This window comes from Anaerococcus sp. Marseille-P3915 (genome assembly GCF_900258475.1).
GTDB lineage: Bacteria > Bacillota > Clostridia > Tissierellales > Peptoniphilaceae > Anaerococcus > Anaerococcus kampingae.
Window position 1 is genome coordinate 421,329 of sequence record NZ_LT984888.1, and the last position, 21,127, is coordinate 442,455.

Below are 21,127 nucleotides of genomic sequence, written 5' to 3' on the forward strand. Positions count from 1 at the left end.
TCTTCAATTCTTATATTTCAATTATAGAAGAAATTTCACTAAATATCTGTAACATTAGTTACCAAAGATGATTTTTTTAAAATTTTTATGAGTTTAGGACGAAAAATGATATAATAGGACAGAAATCATATATTGTAATAGAAGGGAGTAATCCTTGAAAAATAAAATTAGAATTGTCCATGTCATGGGGTCAATGGGTGTCGGTGGAATAGAAAGTCTTCTTATGACTATAATGAAAAAGCTAGACCCTGATAAGTTTGCCTTTGATTTTTTGGTCCACAGGATTGATAATCCACTGATGAAAGAGCAAATTGAAAGTCTTGGTGGAAGGGTATTTACCATAGATAAGCTAAATCCACTTAAACCTTGGGTCTACTTAAATGACTTGGATAAGTTTTTTGATAAACACAAAGAAATAAAAATTCTTCACAACCACTTTAGGGGAACAGAGGCCCTTATCCTAAGAAAGGCCAAGGCCCATGGTCTTGTGACTATATCACATAACCATGGCATCCAAAATTCCTCAAAGCTTAAAAACTTTATAAGAAATCTTTTTAAGGGTCAAGTCATGAAATATTCTGATTATAGGTTTGCTTGTTCTGATGAGGCAGGTAGAGACCTCTATGGAGCTTCTTATGTAAAGATAAATAATGGTATTGACCTGGATAAATTTAGATTTTCTGACAAGTTAAGAGATGAGATAAGAAAGGAATTTGACCTTTGTGATAAGTTTGTGCTTTTAAATGTGGCAAGCCTTATGAGTGTTAAAAATCAAAGCTTTTTAATAGAAATCATGCCAGAACTTGTAGAAAAAAATCCAAAAACTCGATTAATATTTTTAGGTAATGGGCCAGATGAAAATATGCTTAAAGATAAGGCAAGGGAGCTTGGAGTCTCTGACTTTATCTTGTTTTTGCCATCTAGTAATAGGGTAGGGGCCTATCTTTCAGCAGCGGACCTTTTCTTATTTCCATCTCTCAGGGAAGGGCTTGGCATAGCGGCTATAGAAGCCCAGGCATCAGGCCTTAAGGTCTTAGCATCAGACAGGATACCAAAAGAAGTGGGCATAAGTCCTTACTTAAAGTTTCTTCCTTTAGAAAAGGCTAAGTGGATTAGGGAAATCCTTGATACTATGCCATATGACAGGCTAGATTTTTCTAAAGAAATATCTGACGCTGGTTATAATATAGCAAGCACAGTTTCATACCTAAGTGATTTTTATCAAAGTATTAGCCTGTAGAAAAATTATTTGTAAATAAGAATAAAAATAATTGCTAAAAACCGATTCTTATCATATAATATAAGTAGAGAGAAATCTTTTTCCTGATAAATTCTGGAAAAATTTTATAGGTAGAATGTAAGCGCTTAAGTTATCTATTTTTAGGCAAAGAAAGGAAATTATATGACAGAAGTTAAATTATCCCTACAATCAATTCAAAATGACAAGGCCCTATGGGAAGAAAAAGGCTTTGTCTTGCCAAGCTATGACATTGAAAAGGTCAGAGCAAATACTAAAGAAAACCCTGAATGGGTGCACTTTGGTGGTGGAAACATATTCAGAGCCTTCCCAGCTAGAATTCAAGATGAAATCTTAGATGAAGGTCTTGCTGATACAGGAGTTATTATTTTTGAAACCTTTGGTGCAGAAAAGCTTGACTATATATTTGGTGCAAATGATAACCTATCTACAGCTGTAACACTCAAATCTGATGGCACTGTTGACCTAAGAGTAGTAGGAGCAATTGCAGAAACAGTAAAAGCAACTAAGAGCCAAGATTGGGCAAGGGCTGAAGAAATCTTTTCCAAAGAAAGCCTAAAAGTAGTATCTTTTACTATCACAGAAAAAGGCTACAATATCAAGGGTCTAGATGGTGATTTCACAGATCAAGTTAAGGCTGAAATGAAAGATAAGGACCTTAATGTTTCTAACTCTATGGCCATAGTTGCAGCTCTTTTATACCACAGATTTAAAAATGGAGCTTATCCAATAACCATGACATCAATGGATAACTGCAGCCACAATGGTGATAAGCTAAAGGCATCAGTACTAGATTTTGCCAAGGCTTGGGTAGAAAATGGCATAGTTGAAAAAGAATTCGTTGAATATTTAGAAGATGAGACCAAGGTATTTTTCCCATTATCAATGATAGATAAGATTACACCAGTTGCAGATGAATCAATCGGTAAAATCTTAAAGGAAAAAGGCTACAGCCCAGTAGAAAGTCCAATTATGGATGGCAGACCACAACCACCTTCATATGTAAATGCAGAAGAAACAGAATACTTAGTAATAGAGGAATCAAAGGCTACATCCTATCCAGCATGGGATAAGAAGGGCATCATCTTTACAGACAGAAAGACAGTAGATGAAGTAGAAACAATGAAGGTAACAACCTGCCTAAACCCACTTCATACTGCCCTTGCAGTCTACGGTTGCCTACTTGGCTATGACCTAATCAGTGCAGAGATGAAAGATGAAGACCTAGTTAAACTCATCAAGGGAGTAGGCTATACAGAAGGCATGCCGGTAGTAGTAGACCCAGGTATCATCAATCCAAAAGAATTTATCGATACTGTATTAAATGTTAGATTCCCTAACCCATTCCTACCAGATGCTCCACAAAGAATAGCAACAGACACATCTCAAAAGGTGGCTGTAAGATATGGTAAGACCCTAAATGCTTATAAGGCTCAAAACCCTGAAGCAATCAAAGACCTAAAATTCATCCCAGCTGTTATAGCAGGTTGGTTAAGATATCTACTAGCTATAGATGATGAAGGCAAAGCCTTTGAACCATCACCAGATCCAATGCTAGCAAGCCTACAAGAAGACCTTAAAGATGTGAAATTTAAGGACAACGAAGGAATCGATGATAGCCTACTAAAGATTATAGGCAATGAAGAAATCTTTGGCATAAACCTAGTAGAAATAGGCCTTGCTGATAAGATAATAGCAGACTTTAAAGAAATGAATAAAGAAGAAGGCGCAGTAAGAAAATTCCTACAAAGCCTATAAAATACAAAGACCACCGGGTAACTGGTGGTCTTTTTTTGCCTAAATTAAAAGGCGAAATTTTTTTGTAATTTTGACTTGCACATCATACATACCTGTTATATAATATCTATAACAGATAGGGAGGAGGAAAGATGTTTTTAGAAATTGATTTTGAATCGGATATAGCGATTTATGAACAAATCAGAAGGGCCTTTATTGTGGGTCTTGCTCGTGGAGACCTAAAGAAGGGAGACAAGCTGCATTCTGTAAGGGACTTGGCCGAGGAAATTGGTATAAACCTACACACCGTAAATAAGGCCTACAAGCTCCTTGCAATCGATGGTTTCATAGTCATGGACAGGAGGTTTGGGTCTATGGTTGGCAAGGATTTTGAACCGGTAGATGATAAGGAAGTCAATCTCATAAAAGATGAATTAGCCTATCTTGCATCTTTTGCCAAGCTTAAGGGCCTTAGCAAGGAAGATTTTATTGCATGTATAGAAAATATTTGGGAGGATAAAAATGACTGAAGGAAATTTCATCTCTATACTTTACGCTTCATCCATCTTGCTTGTAGGAATCTTGCAAGTCTTTGTCAATTCTTTTTCCAAAAAAGGCTACGTTTTTGGGATTAGGCTTGATGAAAATAGCGATGGTTTGAGAAAAATAAATAAAAAATACAAACTAGTAACTCTGATTTTAACTATAGCCTTAGGATCTATTCAATATTTAATATCACTTGTGACAAATAATGTCGGCTGGATAAGCCTATATTTTTTCCTAAGTTTGGGACTTATCATGATTCCTCTAATTTGGGCCAACAAGGAAATTAGGAAAATTACTAAAAATAGTAAGCAAGAAAGGAAAAAGCTTGTAAGCATCGGAGGAGTAAGGAAAATTTCCTACAAGCCAATCTTCCTTATTTACGGCCTAAGTCTTGCCCTAATCATAGGTGGCAGCCTATATTTATACCTAAATTATGACAAGCTCCCTGATAAGCTTATTATGCATACAGATTTTAATGGAAATGTCACTGACATCCAGGATAAGACTTTGGCAAATGTCTTTATGCCAAGCCTTATAAGCCTAGCAAATTTGGCACTTTTTGCCATTGTTAATTATTTCCTAATCAAGGCAAGGCCAAGGCTTAGCCAGGAAGACCCGGAAAGGTCTCTAGCTGATAATACAAAGGCTAAAAATCTTTGGTCCTATTATCTCGGGATAAATGCCCTTCTCATGACCATTCTTTTTGAAATTGGCATAACAAGCTTTAGCTTTGGAGGAGGAAATGGCCTTGTAAATATCCTAACAGGTCTTACCCTCATAACTTCAATTGGAGGAGTAATTTATTTAGGTTTTAAGGTGGGAACTGACGGATCAAGGCTTAATAATTTATCCTACACAAGCTTTGAAGAAGATGATGATAATTGGGTGCTTGGATCTACAATCTATAATAATCCTGACGACCCAGCTCTCTTTGTAAATAAGAGAATTGGTGTGGGGATGACTGTAAATATAGGAAGGCCAATGGGTAAGGTCATTTTAATCCTTTCAATTATAATTTTAATCGCAAGCCTTGTAGCCTTATTTAAATATTCAGCCTAAGCTTGTGTCTACTAGCAAAGCTAGTTTATTAAATAACATTTTTATGATGATGGGGATAAGTGAAGTATAATAGGCTTGAAATAAATATGCACATCTACTAATTTTTTGCAAAGGAGACTTAATGTTTACAAGTGATGATTTAAAGGCAATTAATGCCATTAGAACCCTATCCATTGCCCAGATAGAGAAGGCAAATTCTGGCCACCCAGGCCTACCAATGGGTGCAAGCCCTATGGCCTATGTTTTATTTAACAAGCTTTTGAAGGCAAATCCTAAAAATCCAAAGTTTTTTGACAGGGACAGGTTTATCCTATCAGCAGGCCATGGATCAGCCATGCTTTATTCCTTACTTCACCTGTCAGGCTATGATTTATCCATGGATGAGCTTAAAAACTTTAGACAAGCCGGCTCAAAGGCTCCAGGCCATCCAGAACTAGGCATGACCGAAGGAGTAGAGGTTACAACAGGACCTCTTGGTCAAGGTATAGCCCAAGCTGTCGGTATGGCAGCTGCTGAAAAGCACATGGCAGCCCTTTATAATAAGGATGATATGAAGGTAATTGACCACTACACCTACGCCCTATGTGGTGATGGCGACCTAATGGAGGGGATTTCTTATGAAGCAATGTCACTTGCAGGTCATCTTAAATTAGATAAGCTAATCATCCTTTATGATTCAAATGATATCTGCCTAGATGGGGACCTATCCACATCTTTTTCAGAATCAGTAAAAGACAGGGTACTTGCACAAAATTGGGCCTATGATAAAGTTGCCGATGGCAATGACCTAGATGCAATCTATGAAGCAATAACAAAGGCTAAGGAAAATGACAAGCCAACCCTAATTGAAGTAAAGACTATAATTGGTTTTGGTTCCAAAAACCAAGGCACAAACAAGGTTCACGGGGCACCAATCGGAGCAGAAGACTTTGAATATGTAAAGAAAGCCTATGAATGGAGCGCAGCAGATTTTGAAGTTTCTGATGATATCTATAAAATATTTGAAGATGGAATTAAAGCACGAGGAGAATCTGCAAATGAGGCTTGGGATGAGCTTTTAAAGTCTTACTCAGAAAAATATCCAGAAGACTACAAGGAATTAATGGCAGGAATCAATAGAGAGCTACCAGCAAATTTCATGGACCAAGTCAGAAAATATTCTCATGAAGATAAGGCCCTTGCTAGCCGTGCATCAGGAGGAGAAATCATCCAAGACTTGGCAAAGATTACCAGAAACTTCTGGGGTGGATCAGCTGACCTCTTCTCATCAAACAAAACTAATATCAAGGATTCAAAGTCCTTTAGAGATGATAGCCCATGTGGTAGAAATATTTGGTATGGTGTAAGAGAATTTGCCATGGCAGCTATAGGCAATGGTATCATGGCCCACGGAGGAAGCTTCCACCATGTGTCAACCTTCTTTGTATTTTCTGACTACCTAAAGCCAGCTGTAAGGCTTTCAGCCCTATCACACCTACCACTAACCTACGCCATGACCCACGATTCAGTAGCTGTTGGGGAAGATGGCCCTACCCATCAACCAATCGAGCAACTTGCTATGCTAAGGGCAATTCCAAACACCCTAGTTATAAGGCCAGCAGATGCCAATGAGACAAGACTTGCTTGGAAGGTGGCTCTAGAAAGTAAGGATAGGCCAGTAGTTATTGCCCTTACTCGTCAAAATATCCCAACCTTAAAGGAAACTGAAAATTTAGAAAATATCGATAAGGGTGCCTATATCATAAAAGATGCCGAAAATCCAGAACTTATCCTAATAGCAACAGGTTCAGAAGTGGCTCTTGCCCTTGAAACAGCAGAAAAGCTTGAAAAATCAGGAAAGGCTACTAGAGTAGTATCCATGCCATCTATGGAATTATTTAGAGAACAAAGTGATACCTACAAGGAAGAAATACTATCAAAAGAGCTTACAAAGAGAGTATCAATTGAAATGGGAACATCCTTTGGATGGTCCGAATGGACAGGCTTAGATGGTCTAAATATTGCCATTGATAGGTTCGGTATATCTGGCCCAGGCGAAGAAGTTGCAAAAATTCTAGGCTTTGACCCGGATGCAATAATTGAAAAGATAAACAAAAAATATTATTAGAATCAAGGCTATGGATTTTCCATAGCTTTTTTCTTAGATAATGCATATAATAATAGGAGAAGACAAAGGAGAATTGTTATGAAAATATGTGTACTTTTAGCAAATGGCAATGAAACTATAGAAATACTTACAGTCGTTGATTATCTAAGAAGAGCTAATATCGAAGTAGATATGGTATCTACAACAGGAGCTATAAATTTAAAGACTTCCCACGGCATAGAATATAAGGCAGATAAGCTTATGGCTGATATAGATAGAAAATCCTACGATGGTGTCTATATACCAGGAGGCACCAAGGGAGCAGAGACTCTTAGGGATAATGACGAGGTAATAGATTTAGTTCGTGAGTTTAACAATGAAAACAAACTAATTGCTGCAATCTGCGCTGGTCCAATAGTGCTTGATAGGGCAGGTGTCCTTGCTGATAAAAAGGCCACATCCTTCCCAACTATTAAGGAAGAACTTAAAAATGTTGGGGAATATATAGATGATCAAATAGTAGTCACAGATGGCAATATCACAACAGGAAGAGGTGCTGCTGTTACAAATTATCTAGCCCTAAGACTTGTTGAAATCATCAAGGGTGAGGATGCCAAGGAAGATCTAAAATACGGCACCCAACACATAGCAGTAGAAAATTATTTTGGAATTAAATTTTAGGTAAAAGATGAAAAATATCAGGAAAATATTTATCCTAGGAGGGGCCAATTTATTTGCCAGAGAGCTTATAAAATACGGTCTTGACCAGGGTTATAAGATAAAAGCGGTAGATTTAATTAAATCTAGCGATATAGAAGAAAATGAAAATTTAGAATATGTCCTAGCAGATTTTTTTGCCCTAGGAGATAAGCAAGCTGTGGAGATGATTGGTGATTGCGATAGCTTTGTCTATGCCGGCGGCATCGATGATCTAGTTGTGCCTAGAAAGCCTGCTGGCAAATTCTTTTATGAGAGAAACGTCCTTCCAACAGGTAGGATAGCAAGGCTTGCCAAAAAAGCTGGCATCAGAAATTTCCTTCTTTTGGGAGATTATAGGTCAGAAATAGCAGAAAAAAACCAAATCTTAAGGAAAAATAATTACCACCACGAGCCATATATAGAAACAAGGCTTATGCAAGAATCAATAGCAATCTTTGAAGGCGATGGTCTTATGAATGTCTCAATCCTAAGGCCGGGCCTAATAGTAGGCAAGTCTAACAAAAATGCCCTAGCAGCCCACATAGACCTAGTAAGGGCAAATACAACAATACCTGTCACAGAGGGTGTGATTCCAATAATTTCAGCAAAAGCTCTAGCTCAAGGAGCAATTTTTGCCCTAGAGTTAGAAAATCACAAAAAAACCTACGCCCTAGCTACAGGAAATATTTCCTATAAGGCTCTTTATGAGAAAATCCTTGAAATAATGAAAAAGACTGACGGCAAAAGCTTGGTTTCAAGGACTTTTGACGACCTCTTAGAAGCTTATGAGGAAGATCAAAAAATTACAGAAAGAAAAAATCTAGAACACGGCATAAGCCAAGTAAATATGCTAAGGGCCATGACTATGGATCTAAGCCTAAAGGGCGATTTTGACCTTGGTGATGAAGATTTAGGAGAAGAGATAGGAAAAATGATAGATCTCTACCTAAATGGAAGCCCTGTAAAAGCATAAAAAGGTGATGTTGCAGAATAGGTAAATCTATTCTGCGCATTGCTTTTTTTATTATATATCTGTATCAAGCCATTAATTTTTATAGAAGTTTTTAAGTTGAGAATGAATTTTTCCACATTTTTATTAAAAATAGGCTCACTTAATAGAGCTTATGAAATTAATATTTTTTTCTTAAGCAGCTTTGTATTTTATGATGTTTAAATCTTTATTTTCTATTTTTGATGACAGTTTATTTAAGTTTAGTGCTATTGATAAGAGGCATATTTCACTTATTATATTTTCTTTTCCTCTATGGTGGAATCTGTTGTAGTTTAAGCCTGACTTTATTTTGGAAAATGCTCCTTCGGCTTGGATTGATCTATTTAATCTTTCTTCTATTCCTTGGTCAGATATTATGTTTTCTAATGATTCTTTCCTATATTTTTGGAAGGTTTCTGCTATGTAGATTCCTTTAGTTTTTTGACCATCTTTGTTCCAATCAAAACACCTATAGACCTTTGTAGTTGTTATATATCCACTTTTTCTTTTATTGTATCTGTCCTTGCATCTTATGAATTCTTTGCCTTCTTGTGATATATATTTGTCTTGACTTTCATCATAGATTAGACTTCCCTTAAATTCTTGCTCTTTTTTATATTTTCGTGTTTTTGATTGCTCATAGTTTGATGGTTTTATGTACGATGTTAGCTTATTTTCTTCTAGATATACATAGTTTTCTTCACTTTCATATCCTGCATCTGCTACTATTTTGTCTAGTTTGTTTGGATAGTTTTCTTGTAGTTTTTTTAAGAATGGTTTTAGGGTGTACATATCGTTTGTATGGTGGGATATATTTTCACCTATGATGAAACCTGATGCGCTTGCAAGCTGAATGTTGTAGGCTGGCTTTAGTTGACCATTTCTCATGTGGTCTTCTTTCATTCTCATGAAGGTTGCGTCATGGTCTGTTTTTGAGTAGGAGTTTCTGTAATCTCCCATTATTTCTAGGTGTTCTTGATAAGTTTCTAACTTATTTTTCCAATCTTTTAGTTGTTCATAGTCTCGTTGGAGTTGATGTTTTCTTTTTCCTTGACCATGTACGAAGTTTATTTTCTTTTCTTTACATTTTTTACTTACTTGATTAAATACTATCTTTACTACTTCTAATACTAACGATGAGCTTAGGTCTTTATTTAAATTTAAGTGTTTTATTATTCTAATTCTTAGTTTTTCTTGCCATTTTTCTATGCTTCCTCTCCAGACAAAGCTGTATCTGTTAGCATAGGCTTCTATTTTCGTTCCATCTATGTAAATGCTTGATAGGTCTATTTGCTTTTCTTTTATTAATATTTGGACTATTTGCTTTAATAGGTTGGGTGCTAGTTTTACTATTTTTTGTCTGAACCTATTTATGGTAGAGTGATCTGGCGGATTTTGTCCGTCTAGTAAATATTTTATTCTTAGATCATATTTGCATGATTTTTCTATTTCCCTTGATGAGAATATTCCTTCTGAATAGCAGAATATTACTATCTCTAGCATGGTTACTGGATTTACAGTAGGTTTCCTTCCAAATGATGAGTAGACTTTTTTTAGTTCTGTTAGGTCTATCCTTTCAATTATATTTTTTACTATCCTTAGTTTTATATCATCTTGGATGTATATTTCTGTGTTAAAGTTTAATTTTAATTGAATTGTATCACCAACTAGTGTAAGATTAGTTAATGATGATGTATTTGTAACGGTTTTCATAAATACATTGTATCAGAAAAAGACGAGGATTTCACTTTCCTCGTCTTTTTCTATGTTAGGACTTTTGCAACAGCCCCTTTTTAAATTTAATCAAAAAGCTTCAAATACTTGCCATAGCCTTCCTCTTCAAGCTTATCTTTTGGAATAAAGCGAAGGCTAGCTCCATTTATGCAATACCTAAGACCAGTAGCCTCTCTTGGTCCATCTGGGAAAACATGGCCCAGGTGGCTATCAGCTTCCTTGCTTCTTACCTCAATTCTTTTTCTCATAAGGGTGAGATCATCCTTTTCTGTAAGCTCAGTGTCCTCAATTGGCTTGGTAAAAGAAGGCCAACCACAGCCTGCATCATACTTATCAAGAGATGAGAAAAGTGGCTCCCCAGAGACAATATCTACATAAATCCCATCTTCATAAAAATTGTCATATTCAGAAGAAAAAGGCATCTCAGTTCCATTTTCCTGGGTCACATGATAGGCTTCTTCGCTTAAAATTTTCTTTAAATCTTCTTTTTTATATTTAGTCATAATACCTCCCTTAATCTTGTTTAAACTTGTAATTAATTTATACCCATATTCCCAAACTATTAAAAAATTCACTTTTAGGTATAATAATAAAAAGATTTTATTAAGGAGCAAAAAATGTCAATGACAATCAAGAAGGCTACTTGGCCTATTGCCAAGGATTTGGCCTTTGATATAAATAATAAAGCAAATGCAGCCATAGAAAAATATGGCAGGGAAAATGTAATCAATGCGGCCCTTGGGACCTTGGCAGATGATTCTGGAAAGATTATTGCCCTTGATAGTGTTTATGACAGGCTAAGTCAGATGGATAGGTCTATTATAGCATCTTATGCCCCAATTGAGGGAGAAGATGGTTTTAGGGAGGCTGTTTTAGATAGCCTTTTTGAAAATCACAGACCAAAGGCTTTTATGACCGCCATTTCAACACCAGGCGGAACAGGGGCTATCAGGTCAGGGGTTTTTACCTATGCAGATGAGGGAGATCCTGTTCTTAGTCATGACTATTATTGGGGCCCATATAAGAAAATTTGCGATGAATTTGGCAGAGATTTCATCACTTATAATTTCTTTACAGATGACTACAAATTTGATATAGAAGCTTACAAAGTTGCTATGGCAAAGGCTTTAGAAAATAAGGATAGGCTCGTTTCAATAATAAATTCTCCAGGCAATAACCCAACTGGCTATTCTCTAAGCGATGATGAATGGGATGAGGTGATTAAGGCTTGCCAAGATCTTGCCAAAGCTGGCAAGAAAATCACATTAATTGTTGATGTGGCCTATATAGAATATGCAGGAAGCGGCAAGCAAAAGGAATTTTTTGAGAAATTTACAGGCCTTGACCCAAATTTCTTTGTGATAGTGGCTTATTCCATGAGTAAGTCCCACACAGCCTACGGCCTAAGAAGTGGGGCAGCAATCGGCATCTCTTCTAAAAAAGAAATCATCGATGAATTTGAAAATAGCCTTGCCCACTCAGCTAGGTGCAATTGGTCTAACGGGGTCCACGCACCACAGCTTATCCTAAAAGATTTGGAAAATGACAAGGATGGCTACAAAAAGGAATTAGAAAATTTAAGGCTCATGCTAGAAAAAAGAGCTGAGATATTTGTAAGAGAGGCTAAGGCGAAAAAATTAGCAATGATTCCGTATTTTGGTGGATTTTTCACCTTTATTCCAACAGATATGGCCTTTGAGATAGCAGAAAATCTCGAAAAAGAAAACATATTCACCATTCCCCAAGCTAAGGGAATTAGGGTTGCAATTTGTGCAACAAATAAAAAGGACATTATAAAATTAGTCGATAGGCTTAGTTACTTTATGGCAAATTTATAAAAATTTTAGAATTATCTTTTTAGATAAAATAAATATAATTTAGACCAAGCTTTTGCTTGGTCTTTCTGCTTGCATAAAAATGTAAAGAAAATTTTACAATTTCCCATAAATTTTATAGGGCTTATAAGCTTATAATTTAGCCAAAGTTTGTCACTATTTTATAATAAGCTTGAAATAGCCATTTATAAATATATAATAGGCTTTTATTTTAGAAATAAGGGGTATAATAATATTAAAATTTTTATGTATTTTCTTAAATTTTTGTTAGATATTTAATAATGATAAAAATTTATTAAGTATGAAGGTATTTTATTCATTTAGAAAGGAATAATATGAATTTACATATGGGACTTGATGTTGGCTCTACTACTGTCAAGGTGGTGGTCACTGATGAGCTTTTTAATACAATTTATTCTATTTATATCCGCCACAAGTCAGATGTGAGGGCGACTGTTAAGAAGGTCCTTACAGATTTATACCATAAGTTTGGCAATCTAAGTCTAACTATGAATGTGACAGGATCTGGCGGCATGTTTTTAGAAGATATTTTGGGTGTAGACTTTGTCCAGGAGGTTATAGCAGAAACCCGTGCTATCAGGAAATTTATCCCTCAGACTGACGTTTTGATAGAGCTGGGTGGGGAAGATTCAAAGATTACCTACCTTTCTGGTTCTGTTGAGCAGAGGATGAATTCGATTTGTGCAGGAGGTACTGGGGCCTTTATAGACCAGATGGCAGCCCTCCTTGATACAGATGCGGCAGGTCTTAATGAGCTTTCCAAAGCCTACAAGAAGATTTATCCTATAGCATCTAGGTGCGGGGTCTTTGCCAAGACTGATATCCAAGCCTTGATGAACCAGGGAGCCAGCAGGGAAGATATAGCAATTTCAGTCTTCCAATCTGTAGTCAATCAGACAATTTCAAACCTGGCCTGCGGTAGGCCGATTAAGGGTAATGTCACCTTTTTGGGCGGTCCCCTTCACTTTTTATCTTCTCTTAGGGACAGATTTGTAGAGACCCTGGGAGAGGATGAGAATAATTTTTATATACCAGATGATGCAGAAGTTTACGTAGCCAAGGGGGCTGCGATTTTATCTAGCGAAAATTCAAAGCCCGTGGCCCTTAAGGACCTCATTACAAGGCTTGAAAATGCCAAGGAAGTAAATCTAGAGATGACCAAAAGGCTTGACCCTCTTTTTGAGTCTCTTGATGATTATGAATATTTTAAGATTAGGCATAAGACTGATAAGGTCAAATATAGGGACCTTGCTACTTACCAGGGCCCAATCTATGTAGGCCTAGATGCAGGCTCTACAACCAGTAAGATGGTCTGGCTATCAGAAGATAATGAAATTTTATTAGATGATTATAGGATGAATTTGGGAAGGCCCCTAGAGGTTGTCATTTCAATGCTTAAAGAAGGTCTTGCTAAGAAAAATCCAAAGGCCTATATAGCCTCATCCGGAATCTGTGGTTACGGTGAAGATTTCATCAAAAATGCCTTACATATTGACAATGGCGAGGTAGAAACCATTGCCCACTACAGGGCGGCTAAGTTTTTTGATCCTGATGTAGATTTTATCCTTGATATTGGCGGCCAAGATATGAAGGCCATGCACATAAGGGATGGGATAATAGACTCTATCCAGCTAAATGAGGCCTGCTCTTCAGGCTGTGGGTCATTTTTATCAACCTTTGCAGCATCTGTATCCATGGATGTTAAAGAATTTCAGCAAAGGGCAATTAGGAGCAAGGAACCGGCAGACCTTGGTTCAAGGTGTACGGTCTTCATGAATTCCAAGGTCAAACAGGCCCAAAAGGAAGGCTCTGAGGTAGAAGACATAGCAGCTGGCCTTTGCTATTCGGTAATAAAAAATGCTATCCAAAAGGTAATTAAGATTAGGGACCCAAAATCTCTTGGCAAAAATATAGTAGTCCAAGGGGGAACCTTTTATGGGGATGCCATCCTAAGGGCCTTTGAGAAGATTTCTGGAAGAGATGTTACAAGACCGGAAATTGCAGGCCTTATGGGGGCTATGGGTATGGCCTTAATTGCCAAAGATAAGTCCACAGGCTCATCAAATATGGCAGGTCAAAGAGAGCTTGAGAACTTCTCCTATAGCCAAAAATCAGCCAGGTGCGGTAGGTGTACAAATAATTGTGCCCTAGTAATAAATACCTTCGCCGATGGGAGGAGATTTATCACAGGCAATAGGTGCGAAAGAGGGGCAGGCATCAAGCTTGATAAGAAAAAAGATAACCTAAATATGTACAAGTATAAGTATAAGCTCCTCTTTGATAGAAAGACTCTGGGAGATGGTGCCCGCTTTGGTAGGGTCGGCATTCCTCGTGTTTTAAATATTTATGAAGATTATCCTTTCTGGCACAAGTTTTTTGATAGCCTAGGCTTTGATATTATCTTATCAAGTGACTCAGATAGGAAAATTTATGAAAAGGGCATAGCCACCATCTCATCAGAGACAGCCTGCTATCCAGCCAAGCTTGTCCACGGCCACATGGAAGATTTAATCGACAAAAAGCCTGACCTAATCTTTTATCCAGGTGTTTTTTATGCCTACAAGCAATTTGATGCGGCCAAAAACCAGATGAATTGCCCTGTAGTAAGTGGTTATCCTGATGTTATTAAAAATAATGTCGATAGGCTAAATGAGTTAAGATTCCTAAACCCTTACTTATCCTTTGAAAGTGAGGAAATCATCAAAAAAAGACTTGTCGAAGTCTTTGAAGGCTACACTCATGAGGGCAATATCTTGAGAAAGAAGGAAATTGAAAATGCCGTAAGCTTGGCTTGGGAGGCTGAGCAAGCCTACCATGATCAAATAAGGAAAAAGGGCAAGGAAATAATTGACCATGTAAGGGCCCATGACTTAAATGCCATAGTCCTAGCAGGTAGGCCTTACCACATAGATCCAGAAGTCAACCACGGCATAGCAGACTTAATCGAATCGATGGATATACCTGTTCTTTCAGAAGATGCCATCGCCTACAATGTGAAAGATTTGACCAAAGAGCTCAGAGTCCTTGACCAGTGGTCCTACCACGCAAGGCTTTACAGGGCCAGCAAATATGTTGCAGAAAATGACAACTTCGAGCTTATTCAGCTTAATTCCTTTGGCTGCGGCCTTGATGCAGTCACAACCGACCAGGTAGAAGAGCTTTTAAAATCTCATGGCAAGATTTATACCCTTTTAAAAATAGATGAAATTTCAAACCTAGGAGCGGTTAAAATCAGACTGAGATCTCTTTTAGAAGCTCTTGACCAAAAGAAAAGAGAAGGCATAAGCTTTAAGACAGATCCAAGTGACTTTGCCTACGAAAATACCGAATTTACCAAAGAAATGAAACTAGAAGGCTACACAATCCTTGCCCCACAGATGGCAAGAGAGCATTTCAGGATAATGGAACATGCCTTTAAGGCCTTTGGTTTTAATATAGAATTTCTAGATACTATCGATGAAGATGTCATAGATACTGGCCTTAAATATGTAAACAATGACTCCTGCTACCCATCAATAACAGTAGTCGGCCAGCTAATCCATGCAGTTAAGTCAGGCAAATACGACACCGATAAGCTTGCCCTTCTAATGACCCAAACCGGCGGAGCCTGCAGGGCATCCAACTACGTAGGCTACATCAGAAAGGGCCTAAAGGATGCGGGTTTTCCAGATCTACCAGTAATTGCCCTATCAGCCCAAGGCATAGAAACCAACGAGGGCTTTGACCTAGTCAGATTTAAAAATATTCCACTTTTAAAACAAGCTATCAGGTCAATCCTTTTGGGAGATCTTATAAATAGGGTGTCAAATGCCACAAGGCCTTATGAAATCGAGCTAGGCTCTGTAAATGACCTCAAGGAAGCATGGATAAATAAGCTTTCAGCAGAAATTGGAACGATGAAAACCAAGAGATACAGGCAAGTAATCGAAGAGATTGTCAGAGATTTTGAAGAGATACCAGTCTGCAACAAGGAAATTCCAAAGGCAGGTATAGTCGGAGAAATCTTAGTCAAATTCTTGCCAGAAGCCAACAACCACCTCCAAGATGTCCTTGAAGCTGAAGGAGCTGAGGTAGTTATGCCAGATCTGACAGATTTTCTCATGTACTGTATGAAAAATACAGAATTAAAGCGTGACCTATATGGCAAATCAGCTGCCACAGCCAGGATGGGAAGGCTTGGAATCAAGCTAATAGAAGCAAATAGAAAGCCAATTAGAAAGGCCCTTAGGGCAAGCGAAAGATTTGATGAACCACTTTATATAGACGATATAGCAGACCTTGCTAAGGAAGTCACATCCCTTGGCAACCAGGCCGGAGAAGGTTGGCTTCTTGCAGGGGAGATGGTAGAGCTAATCCACCAAGGTGCTCCAAATATTGTCTGCATCCAGCCATTTGGCTGCCTGCCAAACCACATCACCGGCAAGGGAGTCATGAAAAAGATAAGAGAAACCTATCCAGAAGCCAACATAGTTGCCATAGACTACGACCCAGGCGCATCAGAAGTAAACCAAGTAAACAGGGTCAAACTAATGATGTCTGCTGCAAGAGATAAGATGAAAGCAAAATAGATTTTAAATCATCCTAAGAAATTAGGGTGATTTTTTTGAGAAAAATTTTACTTTGGTTGTATAATAAGGATAAAAGTTAATTTTTATTTAAGAAAGAAGGCAAATATGTCAAACGCTAAAGAACAATTTCTAGACCTACAAGGCAAGCTTAAAAAAGTTTGTGAGATTGCAGGCCTATCTGAATCATTTTATGAGATAATCAAAGAACCTGAAAGAATCATAGAAGCAAATATTCCTGTAAAGATGGATGATGGCACAACAAAGACCTTTAGAGCCTTTAGGTCAGCCCATTCCACAGCCCTAGGTCCATCCAAGGGTGGGGTCAGATTTCATCAATCAGTGACATATGAAGAAGTCAAAGTCCTATCTACCCTAATGAGCCTAAAGGTAGCCCTACTTGGACTTCCACTTGGCGGTGGTAAGGGAGGAATTGTCGTAGATCCTAAAAAACTTTCCGAAAGAGAGCTTGAAATCCTATCACGTGGCTTTGTCAGAGCAATGAATAATTATTTAGGACCTAGAATTGACATTCCTGCCCCAGATGTAAATACTAATGCCAAAATCATGGGATATTTCACAGATGAATATATAGCCCTAAACGGTGGTCGCCAAGATATAGCAACCTTCACAGGCAAGTCAACCGACATGGGTGGATCCCTTGGAAGAAGCGAAGCGACAGGCTTTGGTGTTTATCTAACAATTAAAAAATACTACGAAAAAATCGGCAAGAGCCTAAAAGGTGCCACAGTTGCCCTTCAAGGTTTTGGTAATGTTGGATCTTTTGCTGCCAAATATCTTGCAGATGACGGAGCAAAAATTATCGCAGTAAGCGCAAGAGATGAGTCGGCTGAGGCTGGTTCATCAGCAATTTTTGATGAAAATGGCTTCGATCCAGATCAACTAAATGAAATTAGAGAAAAAAAAGGCTCAGTTTTAAATAAAGAGGCAGAAAAAATCACAACAGAAGAATTTTTCGCCCTAGACTGCGACATCCTAATCCCAGCAGCCCTAGAAAATGTAATAAGTGATGCCAATGCAGATTCAATCAAGGCAAAACTAGTAGTAGAAGCAGCCAACGGCCCTGTCACAGAAGCGGGAGAGAAAATCCTAAATGAGAAAAATATCCCACTTATTCCAGATATTCTAGCCAATTCAGGCGGAGTTTTAGTCAGCCACTACGAATGGGTACAAAATATCACAGGCTCCTACCTTTCTGAAGAAGAAGTAAGGGCCAAACAAGAAAAAGACATGACAAGGGCAATCGGAGAAGTCTTTGCTACAGCTGATAAATATAAGGTTACCTTCAGACAAGCAGCCTTCATCCTAAGCCTAACAAGGATAGAAAAAGCCCTCAAACTTAAGGGAAGATTTTAATGCAAATAAGAAAACTAGAAAGGCCTGACCTTGCAAAAGTAAGGCCTCTTTTAGAAATCGCCATAAATGATAAGTACGGGGCTTCTTACCCCAAATTTTCATCCCTAAGTGATCTTTATAGGGAGCTAGAATATTCTATAGAATTTATGGCAACAACTACTCTTATAGCCCTAGAAAATGATGAGATAGAAGGCCTTGTCACCTATTTTTGGGATGATGATGAAAAATATATCCAAACAACCCTCCTTATCATAAAAAATAAGGACCTAAAAATCTTAGAAGGCCTTTTAGAAAAGATTAAAAAAGACCATAAGGCCTATCCTATAAATATCGGTCTTGGGGAAGAATCTTGGATAAATAAGGAAAAATCTTTTGTAGAAAAAGCAAAAATTGTAGAACACTCCCATGTCCTAGAAACTAAAAACCTAAATAAAACAACAGATTACACAGATAATATCGAAATTCTAGCCAAGGAAGACTTCGCTTCCTACAAGGATTTCCACGATAGTTTTGCAAAAGATATGTACTATTCAAGTACCAATTTATATAGGGACTTTGATAGGTTCAGGGTCTTTGTAAAAAAAGATGATGGAGAGATTATAGCTAGTCTATTGGTTAAAATCTACGGCAAAAATCCTTGCAAAGCTGAAATTTTTGGACTTTTTATGAAAGATCCTAATAAGAAAATATGTGATAGCTTAATAAAGGAAATGATAAATTCTCTTATAGAAGAATTTGGGAAAATAGGGGAAATTAAGTATTTTGTAGAAGTAGAAAAAATCTTAGAACTCGAAGTAGCCCTTGCAAATGGCTTTGAAAAATTAGATACCTATATACTTTATAGGGCATAGAAAAATCCTCCAAGTGGAGGATTTTTTAAAATAAGGACATTATAAGACTGATTATTATAGGAAAGGCAAGGGCTGGTAGGGCATTTGCTATCCTAAAGTCGACTATATCAAGCATGGATAGGCCTATGGCAAGTATTGTAAGGCCGCCGACTCCCGAAATATTGGCTAGGACAAAGTCTGTAAAAAGTGAAGAGAGAATGCCTGCTAAAAGGCAAATAGATCCTTCATAAACTAGGACTGCAAGGCTTGCAAAGGCAATGCCCCTACCAAGGCTAGCCGCAAGAAAAAGGGCAGAAAGCCCATCAAGGACTGATTTTGTAAAAAGAATCGAATAATCTCCCTTAACACCAGCATCAATTGATCCAAGTATACCCATAGACCCTACGCAAAAAAGCAAAATTCCAGAAATAAAGCCTGTCGAAAAGTCACTTTCAGAATTTTTAATAAACCTATTTTTAAGAAAGTCTGCAAACTTGTCAATACCTCCCTCAAGATCTAGGTATTCGCCTACAAGGACCCCGCCCACTATAGAGATGATCATAATCATAATATCACCCTTGAGTGCAGAATCGATTCCTAAGACAATAATGGCAATCGGCAAAAATTTCATAATTGCTTCTTGGTACTTGTGGGCAAGCCTATTAGAAAGGCCGGTCCCAAGCATTCCACAGGTAAAAACTGCCAGGGTATTTACTATTACAGCTAACATCTAATCATCTCCTTTTATACAATATTTTCATTATTATACACAAAAAATTCATAAAAGAAAAGCCCTCTGACAAAAATTGTTGGGGGCTTTTGATATTAAAAATTATTCTAAAGTGGCCTTGGATCATCAAAAAATTCTGGATATTCCGTCTTGATTTCCATAAATTTCTTTGATAGGATTTGGTCTAAAATCTTAAAAGACCTGTTAACTCTAGGCAAGTTTTCAAGGTTTAGCAAGAGCTTATCACCAAGGTCTGCCTCAAGCAGGAAGTCTGTAATTATGACTTCATATTCTGAATCTTTAAGCCAATTTATATCAAGCCTTGGCTTTGTATAGATGTCTGCACTTAAGATAGTAGATGCTGTAGAATTTATAAAATCCTGTATAAGTCTTGAATGGTACCTATCATAATTGGAAATGATAACGGCCTTAGCTGGTTTTACGCTATCAATCATATGGCCCAAAAGGCCTGGCCAAGTCGAATAAATCGCATAGACCGTAGCTTCTGTCGAATATCTCTCTCTAAGATTAGGATACTTATCCAAAAGCCCATCCATCATGGCATAGATATCTTTGTAGAAATCTATATTGATAAACTTTATATAATTAAGTAAATGCTGGCTCTTTGCTACGAAAAAGTCGGCTTGCTCAACATTAAATAGCCTTACATAAAAGTAAGAGAAAATCTCCTTGTAGGCATTTTCAAGATTCGTCTTATCAATTCCGTACTTATCGCAAAGCTCTATAGATTTATCATAAAGATAGGCATAATAGTCCTTATAAATTGGAACAATTTCAAAGATTTCATCAAGGCTCTTAAAGTATGGGGTGTATTCATGGTTTATGAAAAATGCCAAAATCTGGTATAAAACCATGGTCAAATCACCATTTTCATCAGGAAGAAGTCTTCTTGTAGCCCTGGCAACTTCGATATTTGACAGGCATTTTTTGACAAAACTAAGCATGTCTTGGTCAATCTTTCCAAGCTTAAATTTAAAGCCTCGCCTATATCTGATAAGAGATATGGCAAGGGCTGTTTTGATATAAGAATATTGGCCAAAAATAATCTCCATGTATAAGGACTTGCCAATGCTTTCTGCAATAGTAGTTACATCTTTTTCATCGATAAGACCCTCAAAAGGCCAATCTAGGGGGCTTATTTGAGTGCTTATGAAAAGATTTAGGTAAAACTTCTCTATATCATACTCATCGCCCACAAAATCAAGGTCTGCATAAGAAAACTCTATATTATAAATCTCCTTGATAGCTTCGTTAAGGTAGCCAATATTTCTAAAAATAGAAGAATCGCTGGTATTAAGCCTAGTAGCCAAATCTTTTTTATTTTTCATTTCATCTAAAAAAGTAATGGTCAAAATTTGGCTTATCAGAGCGTTTTTGATAAAAATTTTCTTTATAGTTTTAAGACCTATATCAAGGATAAAATCAGCCTTGACAAGGTTTGAAGTCATTTCAAATTTGGCATAATTTTTAAATAATTTCTCAAGAGAACATATATAATTGTGAATAGTTTTTTTGCTAAGGTCTAAATCATCTACAAGCTCATCAATCCTAACCCAGGTTCCATCCTTATAAAATAAGGCCTCAAGGAGCTTGTACATGTTTTCATCTTGCTTTAAAAAGATCAAAGTAATCACCTCT

At 37.3% G+C, this 21,127-nt stretch carries 15 protein-coding genes; 11 read left to right on the forward strand and 4 right to left on the reverse strand.

Features of this window, described 5'->3' with window-relative positions; all coding sequences use genetic code 11:
• Positions 1-154 precede the first annotated feature (154 nt).
• The 7 genes from C8269_RS09535 to C8269_RS09565 all read left to right on the forward strand — a co-directional run bounded on the left by C8269_RS09535 (position 155) and on the right by C8269_RS09565 (position 8,358).
• A complete protein-coding gene (locus C8269_RS09535) occupies positions 155-1,240 on the forward strand; it encodes a glycosyltransferase (RefSeq protein WP_106461484.1) in 1,086 nt (361 codons plus the stop codon).
• A gap of 162 nt (positions 1,241-1,402) precedes the next feature.
• Positions 1,403-3,016 carry a mannitol dehydrogenase family protein gene (locus C8269_RS09540; RefSeq protein ID WP_106461485.1) on the forward strand — a complete coding sequence of 538 codons (1,614 nt, stop codon included), beginning with the start codon at positions 1,403-1,405 and terminating at the stop codon, positions 3,014-3,016.
• Between the two features lie 131 nt (positions 3,017-3,147).
• Positions 3,148-3,525, forward strand: coding sequence for a GntR family transcriptional regulator (locus C8269_RS09545; RefSeq protein WP_106461486.1), 378 nt, complete (start codon positions 3,148-3,150; stop codon positions 3,523-3,525).
• Positions 3,518-4,600, forward strand: coding sequence for a DUF5808 domain-containing protein (locus tag C8269_RS09550; protein WP_106461487.1), 1,083 nt, complete (start codon positions 3,518-3,520; stop codon positions 4,598-4,600). Before C8269_RS09545 ends, C8269_RS09550 begins: the two co-directional genes overlap by 8 nt.
• 121 nt (positions 4,601-4,721) lie before the next feature.
• Positions 4,722-6,707, forward strand: coding sequence for a transketolase (gene tkt / locus C8269_RS09555; RefSeq protein ID WP_106461488.1), 1,986 nt, complete (start codon positions 4,722-4,724; stop codon positions 6,705-6,707).
• Positions 6,708-6,785: 78 nt separating this feature from the next.
• Entirely contained in the window at positions 6,786-7,367 is a 582-nt protein-coding gene (locus tag C8269_RS09560) for a DJ-1 family glyoxalase III (protein ID WP_106461489.1), read from the forward strand.
• 7 nt (positions 7,368-7,374) lie between these two features.
• On the forward strand, positions 7,375-8,358 hold the full coding sequence (locus C8269_RS09565; protein WP_106461490.1) for an NAD-dependent epimerase/dehydratase family protein: 984 nt from the start codon (positions 7,375-7,377) through the stop codon (positions 8,356-8,358).
• A 171-nt stretch (positions 8,359-8,529) separates the two neighbouring features.
• Here the strand turns inward: C8269_RS09565 and C8269_RS09570 are convergent, their stop codons facing one another.
• A complete protein-coding gene (locus tag C8269_RS09570; protein ID WP_106460705.1) occupies positions 8,530-10,089 on the reverse strand; it encodes an IS1182 family transposase in 1,560 nt (519 codons plus the stop codon).
• Positions 10,090-10,175: 86 nt separating this feature from the next.
• Positions 10,176-10,613 carry a peptide-methionine (R)-S-oxide reductase MsrB gene (gene msrB / locus C8269_RS09575; RefSeq protein ID WP_106461491.1) on the reverse strand — a complete coding sequence of 146 codons (438 nt, stop codon included), beginning with the start codon at positions 10,611-10,613 and terminating at the stop codon, positions 10,176-10,178.
• A 114-nt stretch (positions 10,614-10,727) separates the two neighbouring features.
• Here msrB and C8269_RS09580 point away from each other — a divergent pair, with 114 nt between their 5' ends.
• From C8269_RS09580 to C8269_RS09595, 4 genes are all read left to right on the forward strand, one after another.
• Complete coding sequence (locus C8269_RS09580) at positions 10,728-11,948, forward strand: aminotransferase class I/II-fold pyridoxal phosphate-dependent enzyme (RefSeq protein WP_106461492.1); 1,221 nt, start codon at positions 10,728-10,730, stop codon at positions 11,946-11,948.
• A gap of 332 nt (positions 11,949-12,280) precedes the next feature.
• The gene (locus C8269_RS09585) at positions 12,281-16,534 is read left to right on the forward strand and encodes a 2-hydroxyacyl-CoA dehydratase (RefSeq protein ID WP_106461493.1); all 4,254 of its coding nucleotides are present in this window, start codon (positions 12,281-12,283) and stop codon (positions 16,532-16,534) included.
• Positions 16,535-16,639: 105 nt separating this feature from the next.
• Positions 16,640-17,908, forward strand: coding sequence for a Glu/Leu/Phe/Val family dehydrogenase (locus C8269_RS09590; RefSeq protein WP_106461494.1), 1,269 nt, complete (start codon positions 16,640-16,642; stop codon positions 17,906-17,908).
• On the forward strand, positions 17,908-18,759 hold the full coding sequence (locus tag C8269_RS09595; protein ID WP_106461495.1) for a hypothetical protein: 852 nt from the start codon (positions 17,908-17,910) through the stop codon (positions 18,757-18,759). The genes C8269_RS09590 and C8269_RS09595 overlap by 1 nt, the downstream gene beginning before the upstream one ends.
• A gap of 25 nt (positions 18,760-18,784) precedes the next feature.
• Here C8269_RS09595 and C8269_RS09600 read toward each other — a convergent pair whose 3' ends face one another.
• A complete protein-coding gene (locus C8269_RS09600) occupies positions 18,785-19,468 on the reverse strand; it encodes a DUF554 domain-containing protein (protein ID WP_106461496.1) in 684 nt (227 codons plus the stop codon).
• A gap of 107 nt (positions 19,469-19,575) precedes the next feature.
• The gene (locus C8269_RS09605) at positions 19,576-21,114 is read right to left on the reverse strand and encodes a helix-turn-helix domain-containing protein (RefSeq protein ID WP_106461497.1); all 1,539 of its coding nucleotides are present in this window, start codon (positions 21,112-21,114) and stop codon (positions 19,576-19,578) included.
• Positions 21,115-21,127: the final 13 nt, after the last annotated feature.